Below are 21,966 nucleotides of genomic sequence, written 5' to 3' on the forward strand. Positions count from 1 at the left end.
GCTAACCCGCCGCATCCTCGTGAAAATGGTTGTAGACGAGGCGGGCGACGCTCTCGGAAATGCCGGCGACGGCCATGAGGTCGGCCATCGCCGCGCGCGAGACGGCCTTGGCCGTGCCGAAATGCTGGAGCAGCGCGCGCTTTCGCGTCGGGCCGATGCCGGCGATCTCGTCGAGCGGGTTCCTGACCATCTCCTTCTTGCGCTGCGCCCGGTGCGAGCCGATGGCGAAGCGGTGCGCCTCGTCGCGCAGGCGCTGCACGAAATAGAGCACGGGATCGCGCGGCGGCAGCGAGAAGTCGGCAATGCCCTTCATGAAGAAGCGCTCGCGCCCCGCCTCGCGGTCGGCGCCCTTGGCGACACCGATGGCGATCACCTGGTCGGTGATGCCGAGCTCCTCGAGGATGGCGCGCACCGCCGTCATCTGCCCCTGGCCGCCGTCGATGAGGATGACGTCCGGCCAGGCGGGGAAGGGCAGGTCCGCCGCCTCCGCGCCCTGATCGGCCTTGCGGTCCGGCAGGCCCTCTTCCTTGATGAGGCGCGAGAAGCGCCGGGTCATCACTTCCTTCATCATGCCGAAGTCGTCGCCCGGGGTGATCTCGGTCGACTTGATATTGAACTTGCGGTACTGCCCCTTCACGAAGCCTTCCGGCCCCGCCACCACCATGCCGCCGACGGCATTGGTGCCCATGATGTGCGAGTTGTCGTAGATCTCGATGCGGCGCGGCACGTAAGGCAGCTTGAAGGTCGCGGCGAAGCCTTCGAGCAGGCGCGACTGCGAGGCGGTCTCGGCGAGCTTGCGGCCGTGCGCCTCGCGGGCATTGGCCACCACATGGTCGACGAGGTCCTTCTTCTCGCCGCGCTGCGGCACGGAGATCGCGACCTTGTGGCCCGAGCGTTCGGTGAGCGCCTGCGAGAGAAGGTCGATCTCCTCGACGGTTTCGGAAAGGAAGATCTGCCGGGGGCAGGGCTTGTCGTCGTAGAACTGGGCGAGGAAGGCGTTGAGCACCTCGGCGCCCGTAAGCTGCGGGTCGGCCTTCGGGAAATAGGCGCGGTTGCCCCAGTTCTGCCCGGTGCGGAAGAAGAAGACCTGGATGCAGGAAATGCCGCCCTCGTGGTGGATGGCGAAGACGTCCGCCTCCTCCACGCCCGCCGGATTGATGCCCTGGTGGCTCTGGACATGCGAGAGCGCGGCCAGCCGGTCGCGATAGACGGCGGCGCGCTCGAAATCGAGGTCCTCGGCGGCGGCGTTCATGGCCTCGGCCATCTGCGCCTTCACCTTCTGGCTCTTGCCGGACAGGAAGTCCTTCGCCTCCTGCACCAGGCCGGCATAGCCTTCGTCGCTGATCTCGTGCGTGCAGGGGGCCGAACAGCGCTTGATCTGGTAGAGCAGGCACGGGCGCGTGCGCGTCTCGAAGACGCTGTCCGTGCAGGTGCGCAGCAGGAAGGCGCGCTGCAGCGAGTTGATCGTGCGGCCCACGGCCCCCGCCGAGGCGAAGGGACCGAAATAGTCGCCCTTGCGGCTGCGCGCGCCGCGATGCTTGAAGATGGCCGGCGCGCGGCTGTCGCCGGTCACGAGGATATAGGGGAACGACTTGTCGTCGCGCAAAAGCACGTTGAAGCGCGGCCGCAGGCGCTTGATGAGGTTCGCTTCCAGCAGCAGCGCCTCGGTCTCGGTGCGCGTGGTGACGAACTCCATGTTCGCCGTCTGCCGGATCATCTGCGTGATGCGGTTGGAATGGCCGCGGCCCTGCGCATAGTTCGTCACGCGCTTCTTGAGGCTGCGCGCCTTGCCGACATAGAGCACGTCGCCGTCGGCATTGAACATGCGGTAGACGCCGGGGCTGTTCGGCAGGCGCTTGACGAAGAGCTGGATCAGCTCGGCGCCGATGAGGCCCTGCGGCACGTCGCCGCCTTCGTTCCAGTCGATGCCGGGCGTGGCGAGGCCGGATGCGGGCCCGCCTTCGGCCGGGCTTTCGACAAGCTCGTCCTCGTCGTCCGTCTCGTTCTCGTCATAGAGGATGCCGCCATCCTCCACCTTCCGGCTGTTCATTCCGCGATCTCCGCGACGTCGGGGGTTTCCCAGGCGAGATGCTGCCCGCCGTCGAGCGCTATCATTTGCCCCGTAATGGACGGCGTGTCGAACAAAAAGCGAACCGTGCGGCCGAATTCCGCAAGATCGGGCCCGCGGCGCAGGATCAATCCGTCGAGCTGGGCCTGGAAATCGGTGTCGCTCTGCCGCTCGTTCGGCAGCGACGGGCCGGGGCCGATGGCGTTGACGCGCACCGCCGGGGCAAAGGTCTGTGCCATGGTGCGCGTCGCCATCCAGAGCGCCGCCTTGGAGAGCGTGTAGGAATAGTATCGCGGCGTCGGGTTCCAGACGCGCTGGTCGATGATGTTGACGATGGAGCCCGCCGTGCCCGCGGGAAGCTGCCCCACGAAATCGCGCGCAAGGACGGACGGCGCCTTCACATGCACCGCCACATGCCGGTCGAGCAGGGCCGCGTCGAAGGTCTCGACCGTATCCGGCTTGAAGAGGGAGGCGTTGTTGACGAGAAGGTCGAGCGGGCCGACGGCGGCCACCGCCGCCTCGATCAGCCCGGCGGTCGCCGCCTCGTCCGCAAGGTCGCAGGAAAGGGCGGCCGCTTTCACGCCTTGCTCCCGCAGCGAACGGGCGAGGGCTTCCGCCTCTTCGAGCGACGTGTTCGCGTGGATGGCGAGCGAGAAACCATGCGCGGCGAGATCGTCCACGATGGCCTTGCCGATCCGCTTCGCGCCGCCCGTCACGAGGGCCGTCTTTAGGGGCTGCATCAAGAAAAGTCCGTCCTGCCGATTCACTTGGTTGACCGGCCAAAGATATAGACATTCGCGCGCAGGCTTAAACTCCCCCGGAGAAAAGGTTTCGGAAAATTTAACCTGAAAGCCATGGAAGAAGTAGATTTAAGTATATTCTGCCGGTTTCCTTCAATATTTGAATTATGGTTAACAAATTCCATGTTGTGGAAAAGTCACATCCAATTTGTGCCGCCTCGCTGCCACAATCATATCACAATTTGGCTCTTCCATTTCCTCAATCTTTATTCAATTTCCCCTCAACCGGGCGGGACTGAATTGGAATGACGATGCCCGATCGCCTCCCAGAAAAGGGCGTCGTTCAGTAAAGGAGAATATCATGCGTACACTCATCGCAACCCTCATCGCTTCGACCGTTTCCCTGGCCGCCTTCCAGGTCGCCCAGGCTGCCGACGCCATCGACGAAGTTCCGCAGGCTCCGGCCGCCGACTATTCCGAGCCGGTCGCAAGCGGCAACTGGGCCGGTGCCTATGTCGGTGGTACGGCAAGCTGGCAGCGCGCCAAGATGAACGACGCCAAGGGCAATGCCATCGGCGGCGGCGTCTACGGCGGCTACAACATGCAGAGCGGCCAGATCGTCTACGGCGGTGAAACCGACCTGAACTACTCGGGCGTCGACACCCACAACGGCGGCATCACCACCCAGCAGGGCCTCAACGGCTCGCTGCGCGGCCGCGTCGGTATCGACCTCAACCCGGTCCTTCTCTACGGCACGGCCGGTCTTGCGGCCTCCAACATCGAAGTGAAGGGCGCTGGCGGCGCCAGCGACGACCACACGGCTCTCGGCTGGACGGCCGGTGTCGGTGCGGAAGCCTTCGTGACCAACAACATCACGGCCCGCGTCGAATACCGCTACAGCGACTACCAGAAGAAGAACTACGACCTCGGCGCCACCACGGTTCGCGCCGACGACAAGGACCACGCCGTCCGCGTCGGTCTCGGCGTCAAGTTCTAAACCGAACGGCTCCGCACGACAGGAAAGGCCCTCCGCTAGGAGGGCCTTTTTTCGTTCGGGCTCAGGCCTTGAATTTGGCGTAGTCCGGGAAGACGGCCTCGAAGCGCGAGAGATAGCGCTTCAGCTTCGGCCGGCCGCGCTGCCACTGGCCGGCAAAGCGCAGCTCGATGTAGCGCAGCATGGCGGCAAGCGCGAAATGGCCGCCGTTCGGCTTCTTGCCGAGGCGCGGCATGTTGGCCTCCAGGTGATCGAGCGCCCGTTCCACCTTCTGCCACTGCCGGTCGATCCAGCCCTGGTGGATCTTTTCCTCCGGGCGCATGCGCCGCTCGTAGACGATGGAGAGCAGGCAGTCGCAGATGCCGTCGGCCGTCGCTTCCAGGATGTCCGCTTCCGTGCGCTTTGCGGCATTGCGCGGATAGAGCGCGCCGCGCGTCTGGCGATCGATGTAGTTCATGATCGCCCGGCTGTCGTAGACGGAAAGGCCCTCGTCGGTGACGAGGACCGGGATCTTGCCGAGCGGGTTGACGGCGGCAAGCTCCGGCGGGGTCGTCGAGGTGTCGACGGCGACGGCCTCGGCGGGAAGCCCCGCATAGAGCGCGGCCATGCGCACCTTGGTGGAATAGGGCGAGGCGTCGGAATAGAAGATCTTCATGGTTCGGCTCCTGAAAGAGGCGGCTAGCGGATGGGCGGCTGCTGGATGGACCCGGCGCGGCAGCCGGCCCGGTCGACGGCGGGGCAGGGGCGGAAGGCAAGGTCGGCCGTCATGCAGATACGCACCTCCTCCAGCTGCCCGTCCGCGCAGGTGACGGCAATCCCGTTGCGTGCAAGGCCCCGATTGGCGGCGGCAAAGGCCTCTTCCACCGCATCGGGCGAAAGGCGCGCGGCCTTGCGCGCGGCATCGAGCTCCGCCGGGACGCGGACGCGCTCGAAAGCCGCGCGGGCGACGGTGAAATATTCCTTCTGCGAAAGGCCGGAGCAACTGCCGTGCTTGCGCCATTCGTGGCCGATCAGGCCCATCGAGGGGATGATGTCGAGCAGCGTGCGGCCGAGGCTTTCGGGCACGCGGTCCGGTTCGCGCGTCGGGCAATATTCGGGGTAGCCCCGGTCGTTCTGCGGCCAGAGCCCGTGCAGGATGAAGCCGTGATCCTCGCCGCGCCGGCATTGCTGCGTGCGGCCGCCGGCATCGTTTTCCGCGCACCAGGTCGGCGACCATGAGAGCGAGAGGACGTAGAAGTCGAAGCCTTTTCCGCGTGGAACCTCCGTCTTTGCCAGCGGCGCCTTGCGGCTTGCCTCCGTCTTCGGCTTTTCCGCCGGCTTCTCCTCGCTGCAGGCGGCCAGCGCGGCAAGGCCGGCGGCGAGCAGGCAGAAGAGGCGGGCGGAAAGCGGCATTGTCGAGGTCTCCGGTTCGGCGGGCGATTGTTGCCGCCGCCGGGCAAAGGTCAAGGGGCCTTCGCCTCGCCCGCGATCCAGAAGCTGCGCGCCGAGGCGAAACGGTCCTGCGCCAGCCGCTCCTTGAGGAACGGCAGCAGCACGTCGAGTTCCTGCTTGAGCGTATAGGGCGGGTTGACGACGATGAGGCCGGAGCCCGTGAGCCCCGTCGTCTCGCGGTCGCTCCGCACGACAAGCTCGGCGCAGAGCATCTTGGGAATGCCCGTCTCCTTCAGCGCCTTGTGGAAGGCGGCGACGGGCGCTCCCTTCTTCAAGGGATACCACAGGCAATAGACCCCGCCGGCAAAGCGGCGCACTGCCTTTTCGAGGCCGTCCACCAGCCGCTCGTACTCGCCCTCGATCTCGAAGGGCGGATCGACCAGCACGATGCCGCGCTTTTCCTTCGGCGGCAGGTGCGCGCCGAGCGAGAGCCAGCCGTCGAGATGGGTGATGCGGCTCTGGAAGTCGCCGTCGAAGAGCCGGTGCAGCGTCTCGTAGTCGTCCGGATGCAGCTCCATGGCGGAGAGCCGGTCCTGCGGGCGGAAGAGCATGCGGGCAAGTTTCGGCGAGCCGGGATAAAGGGTTAGCCCGCCTTGCGGATTCAATGTGCGAACGGCTTCAAGATATGGTGCAAGGATCGCGGCCGCCTCGGCCGGCATGTCGCCGTCCAGCAGCCGGCCGATCCCGTCCTTCCATTCGCCGGTCTTCTGCGCCTCCTGGCTGGAAAGGTCGTAGAGGCCGATGCCGGCATGGGTGTCGAGCACGCGGAAGGCCTTGTCCTTGCCCTGCATATAGAGGACGAGGCGGGCGAGGACGGCGTGTTTCAGCACGTCCGCGAAATTGCCGGCATGGTAGATGTGGCGATAGTTCATGCGGGATAACGCGCCCTGATACGACGATGAATTGTTGCGATGGCCGAACGTTTTGCCTTTTGGCCGTTCCGGCTCTGTCCTATAGAAAAGCCATGAACGTTGCGACCCCCAATCTCGGAAAACCGCGCATCGGCCATTCGGCCTGTCCGCACGACTGTCCCTCCACCTGCGCGCTCGATGTCGAGATCAGCGCGGACGGCCGCATGGGCCGCGTCAAGGGCAGCGCCGACAACAGCTACACGGCCGGCGTCATCTGCGCCAAGGTCGCCCGCTATGCCGACCGCCTCTACCATCCCGACCGGCTGATGAAGCCCTTGGTGCGCCGGGGCGAGAAGGGCAGCGGCGACTGGGCCGACATCTCCTGGGAGGCCGCGCTCGACGCCATCGCCGAGAACTTCGTCAAGGCCGAGCAGAAACACGGCAGCGAGGCTGTCTGGCCTTATTTCTACGCCGGCACGATGGGGCTCGTGCAGCGCGATTCCATCGAGCGGCTGCGCCATGCCAAGCGCTATTCCGGCTTCTTCGATTCCATCTGCACCAATCCCGCCTGGACCGGCTTCACCATGGGCGCCGGCACCCTGCGCGGGCCCGATCCGCGCGAGATGGCGAAGTCCGATTGCGTGGTGATCTGGGGCACCAACGCCGTCTCCACCCAGGTCAACGTGATGACCCATGCGGTGAAGGCGCGCAAGGAGCGGGGTGCGAAGATCGTCGTCGTCGACGTCTACGACAACCCGACGATGAAGCAGGCCGACCTCGCGCTGAAGCTGCGCCCCGGCACGGACGCGGCGCTCGCCTGCGCCGTCATGCACGTCGCCTTCCGCGACGGCCATGCCGACCGCGCCTATATGGAAAGGTTCGCCGACGACCCGGCCGGCCTCGAGGCCCATCTTGCAAGCCGCGATCCCGTCTGGGCGGCGGCGATCACCGGCCTCTCGGTGGAGGAGATCGAGGCCTTCGCCGCATTGGTCGGGCGCACGAAGCGCAGCTTCTTCCGCCTCGGCTACGGCTTTTCGCGCGGGCGCAACGGCGCGGTCTCCATGCACGCGGCGCTTTCCATCGCCACCGTGCTCGGCTCCTGGCAGTACGAGGGCGGCGGCGCCTTCCACAGCAATTCCGGCATCTTCCACCTGCGCCGGTCCGAGTTGATGGGCCTGAAGCTCGCCGACCCGGATATCCGCCTGCTCGACCAGTCGCAGATCGGCCCCATCCTGACGGGGGATCCCGTGGCGCTGCGCGGGCGCGGGCCCGTGACGGCGATGCTCATCCAGAACACCAACCCGGCGAATGTCGCGCCCGAACAGCGCCTCGTGAAGCGGGGCTTCCTGCGCGAGGATCTCTTCGTCGCCGTCCACGAGCAGTTCATGACCGATACGGCGAAACTCGCCGATATCGTGCTGCCCGCCACCATGTTCGTCGAGCATGACGACATCTACCGCGGCGGCGGCCACCAGCATATCCTTCTCGGGCCGAAGCTCGTCGAGCCGCCCGCGACGGTGCGCACCAACCTCTTCGTCATCGAGGAACTGGCAAAACGCCTCGGCGTCGCCGACATGCCGGGCTTCGGCCTTTCCGAGCGTGAGCACATCACGCGCATGCTGCCCTATTACGAAACGGACTTCGACGGGCTGAAGGAACAGAGGTGGATCGACTGCCAGCCGGATTTCGAGGCCTCGCATTTCCTCAAAGGCTTCGGCTTCCCGGACGGAAAATTCCGCTTCCGCCCGGACTGGACGGGAACGCCCGCGCCCAACAAGCCGCCCAAGGTGCTCGGCGCCTTCGGCCCGCACGCGGCGCTGCCGGTCCTTCCGGATTATGTCGAGGTCATCGAGGCGGCGGACGAAGAGCATCCCTTCCGCCTCGCCACCTCGCCGAACCGCTCCTTCCTCAATTCCACCTTCAGCGAGACGAAGGTTTCGCGTGAGCGCGAGGGCCGGCCGGAGGTGATGATCCATCCCGAGGATGCGGCGGCCAACGGCATCGAGGACGGCGCGGTCGTGCGCCTCGGCAACACGCGCGGGGATATCCGCCTCCATGCCCGCATCACGGGCGAGGCCAAGCCCGGCGTGCTGATCGCTGAGGGCATCTGGCCGAACTCCGCCCATCTCGACGGCGAGGGCATCAACGTGCTGACGGGGTCCGATCCCATCGCGCCCTATGGCGGCGCGGCCTTCCACGACAACCGCGTCTGGCTGCGCAAGGCCTGAGGAGTTTTCATGCCGGCCGAAACCGTTTCGCCCATCCGCATCGTCGAGCAGAACACGGTGTGGAAGCGCTTCATTCACCTGCGCACGCTCGTTCTGGAACAGACCCGCAAGGACGGACGCGTCGAATGGCTCGACCGCGAGGTGCATGACCACGGTGCGGCCGCGGCGATCCTGCTGGTCGATCCCGTGCGCCGGTCGGTCGTCCTCGTGCGCCAGTTCCGCCCCGGCGCTTTCTTCGGCGGCCACCCGGACGGCTTCCTCCTGGAGGTGCCGGCCGGCCTTCTCGACGACGACAGCCCGGAAGACGCCATCGCCCGCGAGGCGATGGAGGAGACCGGCTACGCCGTCTCCGACCTCATCCACCTCTTCGACACCTATTCGAGCCCCGGCACGCTGACGGAGCGCGTCTCGTGCTTCGCCGCGCATATCGACAGCGCGAAGCGCGAGGGCCGGGGCGGCGGCGTCGACGGCGAGGGGGAGGACATCGAGATCGTCGAAATGCCGATCGACGAGGCCTGCGCCCTTATCGCCACCGGCGGCATCGTCGACGCCAAGACGATCATGATGCTGCAATGGCTGATGCTCAATCGGGAGTTTGCCGGCAGAGGGGGGTAAATCCGCGACGACGCGCTTTGCTTCCGCAGGCGAATACCCCTCAAGCCTTGACAAACGAGCCCGGCCATGCGCTTTTCCGCGCGATTTTCTTGGGTAGCTGCGCCGGGTTCCTCCCGCGCGGCCCGTCAGCATTTCAGGATACCACGATGCACCGTTACCGCAGCCACACCTGCGCCGCCCTTCGCAAGTCGGATGTCGGCGAGACCGTCCGCCTTTCCGGCTGGGTCCACCGCGTCCGCGACCATGGCGGCGTGCTCTTCATCGACCTGCGCGACCATTACGGCATCACCCAGGTCGTCGCCGACCCCGATTCGAAGGCGTTCAAGCTGGCCGAGGCCGTGCGCGGCGAATGGGTCATCCGCATCGACGGCCTCGTCAAGGCGCGCACCGAGGAGACGGTCAACAAGGCCATGCCGACCGGCGAGATCGAGCTTTACGCCCACGAGATCGAAGTGCTGTCCGCCGCAAAGGAACTGCCGCTGCCAGTGTTCGGCGAGCCGGACTATCCGGAAGACGTGCGCCTGAAGTACCGCTTCATCGACCTTCGCCGCGAGACGCTGCACCGGAACATCGTCAAGCGCACGCAGATCATCTCCGCCATGCGCCGCGGCATGGGCGAGGCCGGCTTTGCCGAATACACGACGCCGATCCTGACGGCTTCCTCGCCGGAAGGCGCGCGCGACTTCCTCGTGCCGTCCCGTATCCACGAGGGCAAGTTCTTCGCCCTGCCGCAGGCCCCGCAGCAGTACAAGCAGCTCCTCATGGTCGCCGGCTTCGACCGCTATTTCCAGATCGCGCCGTGCTTCCGCGACGAGGACCCGCGCGCCGACCGCCTGCCGGGCGAGTTCTACCAGCTCGACGTCGAGATGAGCTTCGTCACGCAGGAAGACGTCTGGGAGACGATGGAGCCGATGATGACGGCCGTCTTCGAGGAGTTTGCCGAAGGCAAGCCCGTCACGAAGAACTGGCCGCGTATTCCCTACGACGAGGCGATCCGCAAGTACGGCTCCGACAAGCCGGACCTGCGCAACCCCATCGTCATGCAGGCCGTTACCGACCACTTCGCCGGCTCCGGCTTCAAGGTCTTCGCGAACATGATCGCGTCGAACCCGAAAGTGGAAGTCTGGGCGATCCCGGCCAGGACCGGCGGCTCCCGCGCCTTCTGCGACCGCATGAACGCCTGGGCGCAGTCGACCGGCCAGCCGGGCCTCGGCTACATCTTCTGGCGCAAGGAAGGCGAGAAGCTGGAAGGCGCAGGTCCCCTTGCCAAGAACATCGGCGAGGAGCGCACGGAAGCCATCCGCACGCAGCTCGGCCTCGATGACGGCGACGCCTGCTTCTTCGTCGCCGGCGACCCGGCCAAGTTCTACAAGTTCGCCGGCGAAGCCCGCACGCGCGCCGGTGAGGAACTGAACCTCGTCGACCGCGACCGCTTCGAAATGTGCTGGATCGTCGACTTCCCGTTCTACGAATGGAACGAGGACGAGAAGAAGATCGACTTCGCGCACAATCCCTTCTCCATGCCGCAGGGCGGCCTTGAAGCCTTCGACAGCAAGGATCCGCTGGAGCTCAAAGCCTATCAGTACGACGCCGTCTGCAACGGCTTCGAGATCGCCTCCGGCTCGATCCGTAACCAGTCGCCGGAACTGATGGTCAAGGCCTTCGAGAAGGTCGGCCTTTCGCAGGCGGACGTCGAAGAGCGCTTCGGCGGCCTCTACCGGGCCTTCCAGTACGGCGCCCCGCCGCATGGCGGCTGCGCCTTCGGCATCGACCGCGTGGTCATGCTGCTCGTCGGTGCGAAGAATCTCCGCGAGATCTCGCTCTTCCCGATGAACCAGCAGGCGCAGGACCTCCTGATGAATGCGCCGTCGCCGGCAACGCCGACGCAGCTTCGCGAACTCGCGCTCCGGGTCGTTCCGTCCAAGAAGGACTGAGCCCGCGAAAGGCTGGGCTTGCCCGGCCTCATGCCCCGGCAAGACAGGAAAAAGCCCGGAGCGGCGACGCTCCGGGCTTTCGTGTTTTCGCGGGGTGCCGGAAGGCTTATTCGGCGTTGGCCGTGACGGAGACGCCGAGGACCTGCGGAATGGTCTGCGGCGCGCCCATGGCGGCGCCCATGATCATCGGGAACGGCACCGGCTCCTTCGGCTCGGCGCTGATCTTCAGGCTCTTCGGGTCGTCGAGATAGGTGTTCACGGCGGCCGAGATCTGGTTCTGCAGGTCGGGCATGTTGAGCTGGGCGATCATCAGCGGCACCATGCCCTTCAGCGACTGCGCGAGCTGGTCGCCCGTCACGCCCTGTTCCTTGCCGGCATAGTCGAGCAGCTTCTTGGTGATGGAGGCGTCCTCGAAGGTGATGGAGGCGTTGTTGAAGGTGAGCTGCTGGACGAGGCCCATCATGGCCATGCCCATGGCGGCGTTCGCCTCGTCCTTGTTCGGGTTGGCCTCAGCGGTCTTCAGCGCTTCCTGCACGTTCTTCAGGAAGTCGAGCGTGTAGCCGGAGAAGGCAAGGCTGAGGTTCAGGCGGCCGATATCCTTGAAGTCGAAGGCGTATTCGTCCACGGCCAGCTTGCCGCTCGCCAGTTCCCAGCTCCCCGACATGGTGACTTCGCCGTCCAGCGAATGGATGCCGAGCGTGTCCAGCGCGTCCTTGGTCTTGGGGTCCTCGACCGTCGACAGGTCGGCCTTGAGGTCGGAGAGCGTGGCGTCGAATTCGAGGCCGGCATCGTCGTCCATGCGCGAGAGGTTCGCTTCCACGCCGGACATGGAGAAGACTTCCTTGCCCTTGGCGGTGACGCTGACCGGGCCGGTGGTGGCCGATTCGTACATCATCAGCGAATCGAGCGTGCCGGGGACGACCTTGCCGGGAATGGAAACGCCGCTTACCGAGATATCCTTGGCCGAAACCGTGGTGTCGGGTTCCGTCACGTTGATGTCCTCGAAGGAGACCGTCTCGATCGTGTAGCCGCCGTCGTCGGCTTCCTCGACGCCTTCCATGGTGACGGTGCCGAGCTTGAGCGGCGCCTCGGAGCCCGTGGCCTTCAGCTCTGCGCCTTCCAGCGTGACGGTCGAGCCGTCGACGGCGACGTTCGAGGAGGTGACGGTGACGCCGCTCGTGGCATAGGTCGCATTCAGCTTGGCCAGCAGGTCCGCACCGTCGAGTGCGAAGGCGGGGCTTGCCAGGGTGGCGAGCGCGGCGCCCGCAAGAAGGGTGCGGAAGTGGGAGGTGCGCATCATGGATAGGCTCTCTTTCTGATTTCTTGGACGGCTGCCTTGCCGTTACCGCTCCTAGACGGGCGGTGCGGCAAATATATTCATGCCGCATGGACTTTCCACGGGATTCTCTGCCCGCCGCGACAGTTTTCGAACAGCCTTTATAAACCGCTATCCACAGCCCGATCGCCCGGATTCCTTGCCGCGAATCGGCAGGAGGTCTAGTCAAGACCCATGGGACAAAACACTTTGCCGCCCGATGGCGGAGACGACCACATTCAACCCGTCGACCTCAAGGCGGCGCTGGAAGAGCGCTACCTCGCCTATGCGCTGTCGACGATCACCCAGCGCGCCCTGCCGGACGTTCGCGACGGCCTGAAGCCGGTGCACCGCCGCATCATCCACGCGATGAGCGAAATGGGCCTTCGGTCAAATTCCTCCTTCAAGAAATGCGCGCGTATCGTCGGCGACGTCATCGGTAAGTTCCACCCGCACGGCGACCAGTCGGTCTACGACGCGCTGGTGCGCCTCGCGCAGGATTTCTCGCAGCGCTATCCCATCGTCGACGGGCAGGGCAACTTCGGCAATATCGATGGCGACAATGCGGCCGCCTACCGATACACCGAGGCGCGCATGACCGAGGTCGCCTCGCTGCTGCTGGAAGGCATCGGCGAGGACGCGGTCGATTTCCGTCCGACCTACAACGAGGAGGACGAGGAGCCGGTCGTCCTGCCGGGTGCCTTCCCGAACCTGCTGGCGAACGGTTCCTCCGGCATCGCCGTCGGCATGGCGACGTCCATTCCCTCGCACAACGCGCATGAGCTGTGCGACGCAGCGCTCCATCTCATCCGCAACCCGGAGGCGGATGTCGAAAAGCTCGTCGAATTCGTGCAAGGCCCCGACCTTCCGACCGGCGGCATCATCATCGACAGCCGCGAAAGCATCATCGAGGCCTACAAGACGGGCCGCGGCGGTTTTCGCGTGCGCTCGAAATGGGTGACCGAGGACCTCGGCCGCGGCGGCTACCAGATCGTCGTCACCGAAATCCCTTACCAGGTGCAGAAGTCGCGCCTGATCGAGAAGATCGCCGAGCTGCTGATCGCCCGCAAGCTGCCGCTGCTGGAGGACATCCGGGACGAATCGGCCGAGGACGTGCGCATCGTGCTGGTGCCGAAGAGCCGCACGGTCGATCCGACGATCCTGATGGAATCGCTCTTCAAGCTCTCCGAGCTCGAAAGCCGCATTCCGCTCAACATGAACGTGCTCTCGATGGGGCGCGTGCCGAAGGTCATGGGCCTCAAGGACGTTCTCGTCGAATGGCTCGCCCACCGGCGCGAAGTGCTCCAGCGCCGTTCGCGCCATCGCCTTGCCGCCATCGACCGGCGGCTTGAAATCCTCGGCGGCTACCTCGTCGCCTATCTCAACCTCGACGAGGTGATCCGCATCATCCGCGAGGACGACGAGCCGAAGGCCGTCCTCATGGAGACCTTCTCGCTCACCGACGTGCAGGCCGAAGCGATCCTCAACATGCGCCTGCGCTCGCTGCGCAAGCTCGAGGAATTCGAGATCCGCACCGAATTCGACAACCTGTCGAAGGAGAAGGCGGAGATCGAGGCGCTGCTTTCCTCCGACGAGAAGCAGTGGCAGACCGTCGCCTGGGAGATCGGCGAGGTCCGCAAGACCTTCGCCAAGGCGACCGAGATCGGCCGCCGCCGCACGCAGTTCGCGAGCGCGCCCGAGGCCGATGTCGAGGCCATCCAGCAGGCGATGATCGAGAAGGAGCCGATCACGGTCGTCATCTCGGAAAAGGGCTGGATCCGCGCACTGAAGGGCCATATCGCCGACACGTCCGGCCTCCAGTTCAAGGAGGGCGACGCGCTGAAGGTGGCTTTCCCGGCACAGACGACGGACAAGGTGCTCGTCATGACGACGGGCGGCAAGGTCTATACGCTCGGCGCGGACAAGCTGCCGGGCGGGCGCGGCCACGGCGAGCCGCTGCGCATCATGGTCGACATGGAGAACGACCAGGACGTGCTGACGGCCTTCGTCCACGATCCCGCGCTCAAGGTCATCGTCGCCTCGCAGGCCGGCAACGGCTTCGTGGTGGCCGAGAGCGAGATGGTCGCCAATACCCGCAAGGGCAAGCAGGTGATGAACGTAGGGATGCCGGATGAGGCCAAGCTGGTCGTGCCGGTGCGCGGCGACCATGTCGCCGTCGTCGGCGAGAACCGCAAGATGCTGATCTTCCCGCTCGCGCAGCTTCCGGAAATGTCGCGCGGCAAGGGCGTGCGCCTCCAGCGCTACAAGGACGGCGGCGTTTCCGACATCCGCTGCTTCACGCTGGCCGAGGGCCTTTCCTGGGACGACAGCGCCGGCCGCACCTTCGTGCGCACGAAGGACGAGCTCACCGAATGGCTCGCCGACCGCGCCGGCGCCGGCCGCACCGTGCCGAAGGGTTTTCCGCGCAGCGGCAAGTTCAGCGGCTGATCAGCCGGAATAGGGGACACTGACGTCGCGCAGGAAGCGCGTCGTTAGTGCTTTGCAAGTTCTCGCAGAGCTTCCTTGTACTTCTCCATGAAAAACCGAGCCGCTGCCAGTTGCCTTTCCACATCCTCGTCAGCGGCAGGTGGCGGAGGATCGCGCTTTTCGTCTTTCTGCGTCACGGTCGCACCTCATGTTGGCGGCGGAACCGCAGCTTACCACCTCATCCCGTGAACGGAAACTCCGCCGCCGCGTCGCTTTCGCGGGCGGCGCGGGCTTTCGAGCGCATCTGCCAGAGGGAGTGGACGAGGAGGGCGAGGATGAGGATGGAGCCGCCGATGAGGGTTTGCGTGGTGGGCGTCTCGGCAAAGACGATCCACACCCAGATCGGCGCGAGCACCGTTTCGAGCAGGTAGAACATGCCGACTTCCGGCGCGGAGAGGTAGCGCGGGCCCGTCGCCAGGCAGAAGAAGGCGAACGGGATCATGACGAGCCCGTTGAACAGGATGAAGCCGGGATGGGCGATCTCGAACCCGGTATCGGGCAGGAGGAACAGCGCGGCGATGCCGGGAACGAGGGCGGTGACGAGCGGCACGAAGCCCATGTCGAGGCCGCTGCGGCGGCTCAGCGTGATGGCGGAGGCGAGCAGGAAGGCCGAACAGGCCGCCATGGCATCGCCGAAGATGTTGCCGCTCGCAAGGCCGTCATGGACGATCAGCGCCACGCCGGCGACCATCGCCGCCATGGTGAGGAGCGTGGCGTTGGCGGGCCGCTCGCCGAGGAAGACCCAGGAGAGGATCGCCGCGAACATCGACGTGAAGGCGAGGATGAAGACGACGTTGGCCGTCGTCGTGTTGAACACCGCCAGCATGAAGGTCAGCGAATTGATGCCGTAGAAGATGCCGATCAGGAGGCCCATCGGGCCGGGGATCAGCGCCGTGCGCCTGCCCAGCACGAAGCGCAGGACCGACCAGGCGACCATGGCCGTCACGAAGGTGGCGATGCTGCGGGTCGCCAGCACCGACCAGACCTCGCCGGCGGCGGAGCGGATCAGCGGAATATCGAAGGAAAGGGCAAGGCCGCCCATGGCGGTGATGAGAAGGCCCTTGCGGTGCAGGGCGGGGTCGTTCGTCTGGGACAAGGCGGGGACCGATTCTAGGGCTGGGTTTCAGGCGTTTCCCCGTCATAGCGCTCCCAGCCACGCGGCATCAGGTGCTCCTGCGGCAAAAACTTTGTTTTGTAGTCCATTTTGCGCGATCCCTTGACCCAGTAGCCGAGATAGACGTGCGGCAGGCCGAGCGCCCTGGCGCGGCGGATGTGGTCGAGGATCATGAAGGTGCCGAGCGAGCGGTGGTCGAGGTCGGGATTGTAGAAGGAATAGACCATCGACAGGCCGTCGCCCATCCGGTCGGTCAGCGCCACGGCCATGAGCTCGCCCTGCGGGCGCTCCTTGAGGCCGGAGCCTTCCTCGCGCAGGCGGTACTCGATGATCTTGGTGTGGACGTGCGTGTCCTCCACCATCATCGCATAGTCGAGCACGGACATGTCCGACATGCCGCCCTTCTGGTGGCGGGCGTCGAGATACTGGCGGAAGAGCGAATATTGCTCGCTGGAGGGCTCGGCCGGGTATTCGCGCGAGACGAGGTCGGCATTGGCGGAAAGCACGCGGCGCATGGTGCGCCGCGGCTCGAACTCGTTGACGAGGATGCGAACGGAGATGCAGGCCCGGCAGGTCTCGCAGGCCGGCCGGTAGGCGATGTTCTGCGAGCGGCGGAAACCGCCCTGCGTCAGGAGGTCGTTGAGCTCCGGCGCGCGCTCACCCACGAGATGGGTGAACACCTTCCTCTCCATCTCCTGCGGCAGGTAGGGACATGCCGCCGGCGCGGTGAGATAGAACTGGGGAGAGGATGTTGCCTGCGTGTTCATCGGCCGTGGGGCGACTCCGTCGCTGTATGACGTTTCTCTGCCAATACCATGGCGCAGTTCGGCAAAAGGTCAACTGGAGGATTTCGCCCGCGGCTTTTGACGGTCCTCAATACCGGCCGCGGCGAACCATCACCGTGCCGAGCAGGAGGTCGTGCAGCAGGCGGCCGCGATCCGTGAAGAGGCCGATGAGCACGATGAACGGCGTCAGCAGCGCATTGCCGATCCAGAACAGCACGAGGTGGACGATGGCCGTCAGGAAATCGACCGGCCGGCCGTCGACGCGCGCAAGGGCAAGGCCCATGACGTTCATGCCGGCGCTCGCCTGGCTCGGTCCGCCCATCGTCAGGCCGAAATAGAGCATGGCGACGATGGCGAAGAGCGCCGGATAGAGGAAGAAGCCGAGACCGAAGGTCAGGATGCCGAGGAAGAACACGACCACGGCCGCGGGGACCCACAGGAGCGCGATGATGGCGTAGTCGATCAGAAAGGCGAAGATCCGCCGCGACAGCACGCCGCGATAGGCCTGCCAATCCGTCGTCGGAACCCGCGTCTCGTTGAAGTCTGCGCTCATCTCATTGTCTCCGAAATGGAACATGGCTCACATATGGGGATGTTTTAGGGGAAAACAACGGGTGAGGGTGTGGGGCCACGAAGACCCTCTCTGCCTGCCGGCATCTCACCCACAAGGGGGGAGAAAGGCTGGCGGCTTGCTCTTCCTTCCCCATTTTCCCGCAGAGGGTGCCGCGATGTAAGTCCCTCTGCTTACCCCTTCTTCGCCAGCAGCCGCGCCACCTCCATCGCGAAATAGGTGAGGATGCCGTCGCAGCCGGCGCGCTTGAAGGAGAGCAGGGTTTCCAGCATGACGCGCTCGCCGTCGATCCAGCCGTTGAGGGCGGCGGCCTTGATCTGGCTGTATTCGCCCGAGACCTGATAGGCGAAGACCGGCAGGCCGAAGGCCTCCTTCATGCGCCAACAGATGTCCAGATAGGGAAGGCCGGGCTTGACCATCATCATGTCTGCCCCTTCCTCGACGTCGAGCGCGGCGTCGCGCATCGCCTCGGTGCCGTTGGCGGGATCGATGTAGTAGGTCTTCTTGTCGCCCTTGAGCAGGCCGCCCGTGCCGATGGCATCGCGATAGGGGCCGTAGAAGGCGGAGGCGAACTTCGTCGCATAGGACATGATGCCGACGTCCTGGTGCCCGGCGGCGTCCAGCGCATGGCGGATTGCGCCGATGCGCCCGTCCATCATCTCGGAGGGGGCGATGATGTCCGAGCCGGCATCGGCCTGGAGGACGGCGGCCTTGGCCACCAGCTCGACCGTCTCGTCGTTGACGATGACGTCGCCGCGCAGCACCCCGTCATGGCCGTGGCTGGTGAAGGGGTCGAGCGCGACGTCGGTGATGACGCCGATGTTCGGCACGGCCTTCTTGATCGCCCGCGTGGCTTCGTTGATGAGGTTGTCGGCCGCAAGACTGTTGGAGCCCGTCTCGTCGCGCAGGTTCATGTCGATATTGGGGAAGGTGGCGATGGCCGGGATGCCGAGATCGGCCGCTTCCTTCGCCGCCTCCACCAGCCTGTCGACGCTCATGCGGTCGACGCCCGGCATGGCGGCGACCGGATCGACGATGTTTTCGCCCGGCACAACGAAGACCGGCCAGATGAGGTCGTCCACCGTCAGGCGGTTTTCCTGCACCAGCCGGCGCGTCCAGTCGGCCTTCCGGTTGCGCCGCATGCGGCGATGGCCGGTGATCTCATCGACGATGTTCATGATGCCATTTCCTTGCATGGATGTTTTTTCGCCTCCTTACCATGCCGGGCCGGCCAATCAAATCGCGTGGGGGAGGGAGCGCTGCGGCATATGGCCGTGCATGACGCGCTTTGAAGGCTTTATGCGCGCCGGCCTTGCCCTTACTGTCCCCGGATGGTTGCTGATTCTGCCAAGGGCCCGAGACCAAGCCTGACCGAAACGCTGTTCGCGCTGTTCCTGCGGCTGGTGGCGGTGGCGTCCCTGTGGTTCGCCCTGCAATACTGGGCGATGCTCACGGGCTTCTCCTTCGACGGGCGCGGGCGGTTCGATCTCCTGCCGCCGGCCTGGAAGGCGGCCTCCACGGTGCTGGCCGTGCTCTTTCCCGTCGCCGCCGTGGGCCTCTGGCTCCTCGTCTCCTGGGGGCCGGTGATCTGGCTGCTTGCGGCCGCCACCGAGATCGCCATGCACGAGGTCTATCCCTCGATCTTCGGCATCAACCGGCTGCTGGTCGTGACGCACCTTGCAGTCGCCGCCGTCTTCGTCCTTTTCCGCATCGCGCTCTTCCTCCAGCGCCGCCGGCAGGCCCGCACGGTAAGGACTGATTCACCCTGAGACAGGGTCGCCTTCCGGTAAGGCGCTGTTAAGGCTGCGGTTTAAGTAGAATTTTAGATGCATTCGCTAGGTTCTCACTCAAGGCGGGAAACAAACCAACACCGCCAAACGAAACAGTGAGGCAGTAACATGAACACCAAGATCAAGCCGCAGGCGGCTCCCGCCATCGATCCGCAGGAAGACGCGATCCGCAACCTGTACCTCGAATCCCTTCACCTCGTCGAACGCCTGCACCGCCGCCTGCTCGACGTCATCAAGGACGAGTTCGACCGCGCCGGCCGCTCCGACGTCAACGCCGTCCAGGCGCTCCTGCTCTTCAACATCGGCAACTCGGAACTGACGGCCGGGGAACTGCGCTCGCGCGGCTACTATCTCGGCTCGAACGTCTCCTACAACGTCAAGAAGCTGGTCGACCTCGGCTTCATCAACCACCAGCGCTCGCGCATCGACCGCCGCTCCGTCCGCATCTCGCTCACGGAAAGCGGCCAGGAAGTCGCCGAGACGGTCGCAGGCCTCTACGAGCGCCATATCGGCTCGATCCAAAAGGTCGGCGGCATCGGCGAGGGCGAGTTCAGCCAGATGAACAAGCTGCTCCAGCGCCTCGACCGCTTCTGGAACGACAGCATCCTCTATCGCCTGTAATCCCGGGCGTTTTTCCGACCTCCTCCAGAAAAGCCGGCCGCGTTCCCTGCGCGTCCGGCTTTCGGCGTTCTGACCCCGCCTCCCGGGCCCGAGACACGAATTGGCCATATTGCTGTGACACCCGGACCCTGGGCTTAAGGTATGCGCGGGCGGCGGGGCCGGTTTGCGTTTATTAACCCTGTTCGTGATAGCTGCATCGGGTAAGGACCCCTTGGTCGCCGTGCTGCATGCACCGCGCCGCCATAGCGGCGTTCAGGAGATGGTAGGATAGATGTCTCGCAAAACCGGAATTGATGTGTTCTCGCGCCGCGCGTTCCTGCGCTCTGCCGCAACCTTCGGCGCTGCCGCCGTGGCCGGACAGGCCTTCGCGCAGTCGACACTCGACGACATTCTCAACGCTCCGCGCCGCGGCAACTGGGACGACCAGTTCGACGCCAAGGCCTCGCGCGCCGCCGCCGCCGTCAGCTCCAACAATCCCACCCTCGGCGCCGGCGCCGTGCCGAACATCCAGCAGGCGATCGCCGACTACCAGCAGATCGTCTCCGCCGGCGGCTGGCCGCAGGTCGGCTCCGAGCAGAAGCTGCGGATCGGCGTGGTCGATCCGGGCGTGCAGGCGCTGCGCCAGCGCCTGATGATCTCCGGCGACCTCGCGCGCTCGGCCGGCATTTCCGATTCCTTCGATTCCTACGTCGATGGCGCCGTGAAGCGCTTCCAGGCCCGCCACGGCCTGCCGCAGGACGGCGTGCTCGGCGAATACACGCTGAAGGCCATGAACGTACCCGCCACCACGCGCCTCAGCCAGCTCAACACCAACCTGGTGCGCCTGCAGACCATGTCCGGCGATCTCGGCCAGCGCTACGTGATGGTGAACATCCCGGCCGCCTCCGTCGAAGCCGTGGAGGACGGGCGCGTCGCGCTGCACCACGTCGCCGTCGTCGGCCGCAGCAGCCGACCGACGCATATCCTCAATTCCAAGATCTACGAGGTCATCCTCAATCCCTACTGGACCGCGCCGCGCTCGATCGTCGAGAAGGACATCGTGCCGCTGATGCGCAAGGACCCGACCTACCTCACGCGCAACAATATCCGTCTTCTCGACGGCAATGGCCAGGAAGTGGCGCCGGAGACGGTGGACTGGTTCGCCGACAAGGCGCCGAACCTGATGTTCCGCCAGGACCCCGGCAAGATCAATGCCATGGCCTCGACGAAGATCAACTTCTACAACCAGAACAACGAATACATGCACGACACGCCCCAGCAGGGCCTGTTCAACAAGCTGATGCGCTTCGAATCGTCCGGCTGCGTGCGCGTGCAGAACGTGCGCGACCTCGTGACCTGGCTCCTGCGCGACACGCCCGGCTGGTCGCGCCAGCAGATCGAGAAGGTGATCGGCGAGCGTGTCAACACGCCGATCAAGCTGGCCGTCGAGGTCCCGGTCTATTTCGTCTATATCTCCGCCTGGTCGGCCCGCGACCGCATCGTCCAGTTCCGCGACGACATCTACGGCATGGACGGCGCCACGGAACTCGCGCTCCAGACCGGCTACGGCATGGAAAAGCCCGCCGGCTCCCCGGACGAGGACCTGCTGCCGCAATAAGGCAGCCCCAGAACGGCTTTCCGGGCCGCGCCCTCGGCAACGGGGGTGCGGCCTTTTGATTCTGTCGCCGCTTGAAGATATGTACTCCATGGAGTACATATGGGCGATGTTCACGCTAATCGCGAGCAGCCGGTTCGAGACATGGTTCGGTGGTCTCCGCGATCACCGTGCCAGCGCCCGCATTCGCCAGCGGCTGGCACGGCTCGAACAAGGACATGCGGGTGATGCAAAGCCCGTCGGCGACGGTATCAGCGAACTGCGCATCGACTATGGGCCGGGCTATCGCGTGTATTTCATGCGCCGCGGTGCGGTGGTCGTCCTCCTTCTCTGCGGTGGGCACAAGGCAAGCCAGCCGCGGGACATCGAAGAGGCCAAGCGGATCGCCCGGGAATGGAAGGAATGAGGATGGAAGAGAAGATCACGTTCAAGCCGTTCGACCTGGCGCAAGGCCTCGATACTGAAGAAGAGATCGCCGAATTCCTCGCTGCCGCCTTCGAGGAGGGCGATGCGGCCCATATCGCACATTGCCTCGGCATCGTGGCGAGGGCGCGCAACATGGCGCAACTGGCCCGCGATGTAGGCATGAGCCGGCCGGCGCTCTACAAGGCGCTCAGCGGCGAAGGCAATCCCGAATTCGCCACCGTGATGAAGATCATGCATGCGCTCGGCTTCGGTCTCGCGCCGGTGCTGCGGGACGGGGGCGAGGCCGCCTGAGAAGGCCATGGGTGCGGCAGCGGCCATGTCGTTTTTATCTCATAAGGCACGCGGAAATGGCGCAAACCGTGGAGCGGATATTGCCCTTGCCATGCGAGGACGATAAACACC

The 21,966-nt window shown here is 65.3% G+C and carries 20 protein-coding genes; 10 read left to right on the forward strand and 10 right to left on the reverse strand.

Features of this window, described 5'->3' with window-relative positions; translation table 11 throughout:
• Nucleotide 1: 1 nt before the first annotated feature.
• Entirely contained in the window at nt 2–2,050 is a 2,049-nt protein-coding gene (uvrC, locus tag ACZ5TO_RS05290; protein WP_464799814.1) for an excinuclease ABC subunit UvrC, read from the reverse strand.
• Nucleotides 2,047–2,811 carry an SDR family oxidoreductase gene (locus ACZ5TO_RS05295; RefSeq protein ID WP_464799815.1) on the reverse strand — a complete coding sequence of 255 codons (765 nt, stop codon included), beginning with the start codon at nt 2,809–2,811 and terminating at the stop codon, nt 2,047–2,049. The genes uvrC and ACZ5TO_RS05295 overlap by 4 nt, the downstream gene beginning before the upstream one ends.
• A gap of 358 nt (nt 2,812–3,169) precedes the next feature.
• On the opposite strand from ACZ5TO_RS05295, the gene ACZ5TO_RS05300 reads away from it, so the two are divergent.
• The gene (locus ACZ5TO_RS05300; protein WP_464799816.1) at nt 3,170–3,805 is read left to right on the forward strand and encodes an outer membrane protein; all 636 of its coding nucleotides are present in this window, start codon (nt 3,170–3,172) and stop codon (nt 3,803–3,805) included.
• A gap of 61 nt (nt 3,806–3,866) precedes the next feature.
• Here ACZ5TO_RS05300 and ACZ5TO_RS05305 read toward each other — a convergent pair whose 3' ends face one another.
• Genes ACZ5TO_RS05305 through ACZ5TO_RS05315 form a run of 3 tightly spaced genes read right to left on the reverse strand, consistent with a single transcriptional unit; the run spans nt 3,867 to nt 6,105 of the window.
• The gene (locus ACZ5TO_RS05305) at nt 3,867–4,457 is read right to left on the reverse strand and encodes a glutathione S-transferase family protein (RefSeq protein ID WP_184144609.1); all 591 of its coding nucleotides are present in this window, start codon (nt 4,455–4,457) and stop codon (nt 3,867–3,869) included.
• A 23-nt stretch (nt 4,458–4,480) separates the two neighbouring features.
• Nucleotides 4,481–5,194, reverse strand: a complete 714-nt coding sequence (locus ACZ5TO_RS05310; RefSeq protein WP_464799817.1) for a ribonuclease T2 family protein — start codon at nt 5,192–5,194, stop codon at nt 4,481–4,483.
• A gap of 50 nt (nt 5,195–5,244) precedes the next feature.
• Entirely contained in the window at nt 5,245–6,105 is an 861-nt protein-coding gene (locus ACZ5TO_RS05315) for a 23S rRNA (adenine(2030)-N(6))-methyltransferase RlmJ (RefSeq protein WP_464799818.1), read from the reverse strand.
• A 92-nt stretch (nt 6,106–6,197) separates the two neighbouring features.
• On the opposite strand from ACZ5TO_RS05315, the gene ACZ5TO_RS05320 reads away from it, so the two are divergent.
• The 3 genes from ACZ5TO_RS05320 to aspS all read left to right on the forward strand — a co-directional run bounded on the left by ACZ5TO_RS05320 (nt 6,198) and on the right by aspS (nt 10,861).
• Nucleotides 6,198–8,312, forward strand: a complete 2,115-nt coding sequence (locus ACZ5TO_RS05320) for a molybdopterin-containing oxidoreductase family protein (RefSeq protein WP_464799819.1) — start codon at nt 6,198–6,200, stop codon at nt 8,310–8,312.
• A gap of 9 nt (nt 8,313–8,321) precedes the next feature.
• Nucleotides 8,322–8,927 (forward strand): NUDIX domain-containing protein, encoded by a 606-nt coding sequence (locus ACZ5TO_RS05325; protein WP_464799820.1) that lies wholly within the window; start codon nt 8,322–8,324, stop codon nt 8,925–8,927.
• A gap of 146 nt (nt 8,928–9,073) precedes the next feature.
• Nucleotides 9,074–10,861: an aspartate--tRNA ligase gene (aspS, locus tag ACZ5TO_RS05330; RefSeq protein WP_184144604.1), complete on the forward strand. Its 1,788-nt coding sequence runs from the start codon at nt 9,074–9,076 to the stop codon at nt 10,859–10,861.
• A gap of 106 nt (nt 10,862–10,967) precedes the next feature.
• Here aspS and ACZ5TO_RS05335 read toward each other — a convergent pair whose 3' ends face one another.
• Entirely contained in the window at nt 10,968–12,161 is a 1,194-nt protein-coding gene (locus ACZ5TO_RS05335) for a hypothetical protein (RefSeq protein WP_464799821.1), read from the reverse strand.
• 210 nt (nt 12,162–12,371) lie between these two features.
• Here ACZ5TO_RS05335 and parC point away from each other — a divergent pair, with 210 nt between their 5' ends.
• Nucleotides 12,372–14,624: a DNA topoisomerase IV subunit A gene (gene parC, locus ACZ5TO_RS05340; RefSeq protein ID WP_464799822.1), complete on the forward strand. Its 2,253-nt coding sequence runs from the start codon at nt 12,372–12,374 to the stop codon at nt 14,622–14,624.
• Nucleotides 14,625–14,841: 217 nt separating this feature from the next.
• Here the strand turns inward: parC and ACZ5TO_RS05345 are convergent, their stop codons facing one another.
• The 4 genes from ACZ5TO_RS05345 to hemB all read right to left on the reverse strand — a co-directional run bounded on the left by ACZ5TO_RS05345 (nt 14,842) and on the right by hemB (nt 18,311).
• The gene (locus ACZ5TO_RS05345; RefSeq protein ID WP_464800336.1) at nt 14,842–15,705 is read right to left on the reverse strand and encodes a DMT family transporter; all 864 of its coding nucleotides are present in this window, start codon (nt 15,703–15,705) and stop codon (nt 14,842–14,844) included.
• 68 nt (nt 15,706–15,773) lie between these two features.
• Entirely contained in the window at nt 15,774–16,544 is a 771-nt protein-coding gene (locus tag ACZ5TO_RS05350; RefSeq protein ID WP_464799823.1) for an arginyltransferase, read from the reverse strand.
• Between the two features lie 106 nt (nt 16,545–16,650).
• Nucleotides 16,651–17,115 (reverse strand): RDD family protein, encoded by a 465-nt coding sequence (locus tag ACZ5TO_RS05355; protein WP_184144599.1) that lies wholly within the window; start codon nt 17,113–17,115, stop codon nt 16,651–16,653.
• A 191-nt stretch (nt 17,116–17,306) separates the two neighbouring features.
• Nucleotides 17,307–18,311: a porphobilinogen synthase gene (gene hemB, locus ACZ5TO_RS05360; protein ID WP_464799824.1), complete on the reverse strand. Its 1,005-nt coding sequence runs from the start codon at nt 18,309–18,311 to the stop codon at nt 17,307–17,309.
• 153 nt (nt 18,312–18,464) lie between these two features.
• Here hemB and ACZ5TO_RS05365 point away from each other — a divergent pair, with 153 nt between their 5' ends.
• From ACZ5TO_RS05365 to ACZ5TO_RS05385, 5 genes are all read left to right on the forward strand, one after another.
• Nucleotides 18,465–18,902 (forward strand): DUF6163 family protein, encoded by a 438-nt coding sequence (locus ACZ5TO_RS05365; protein ID WP_184144597.1) that lies wholly within the window; start codon nt 18,465–18,467, stop codon nt 18,900–18,902.
• 129 nt (nt 18,903–19,031) lie between these two features.
• Nucleotides 19,032–19,544, forward strand: a complete 513-nt coding sequence (ldtR, locus tag ACZ5TO_RS05370) for a transcriptional regulator LdtR (RefSeq protein ID WP_184144596.1) — start codon at nt 19,032–19,034, stop codon at nt 19,542–19,544.
• A 271-nt stretch (nt 19,545–19,815) separates the two neighbouring features.
• Nucleotides 19,816–21,141: a L,D-transpeptidase family protein gene (locus ACZ5TO_RS05375; protein WP_184144595.1), complete on the forward strand. Its 1,326-nt coding sequence runs from the start codon at nt 19,816–19,818 to the stop codon at nt 21,139–21,141.
• Nucleotides 21,142–21,247: 106 nt separating this feature from the next.
• The gene (locus tag ACZ5TO_RS05380; protein WP_464799825.1) at nt 21,248–21,544 is read left to right on the forward strand and encodes a type II toxin-antitoxin system RelE/ParE family toxin; all 297 of its coding nucleotides are present in this window, start codon (nt 21,248–21,250) and stop codon (nt 21,542–21,544) included.
• Nucleotides 21,545–21,546: 2 nt separating this feature from the next.
• A complete protein-coding gene (locus tag ACZ5TO_RS05385; protein WP_464799826.1) occupies nt 21,547–21,855 on the forward strand; it encodes an addiction module antidote protein in 309 nt (102 codons plus the stop codon).
• The last annotated feature ends 111 nt before the right edge of the window (nt 21,856–21,966 follow it).

It is taken from the genome of Shinella sp. Sh6 (assembly GCF_055392685.1).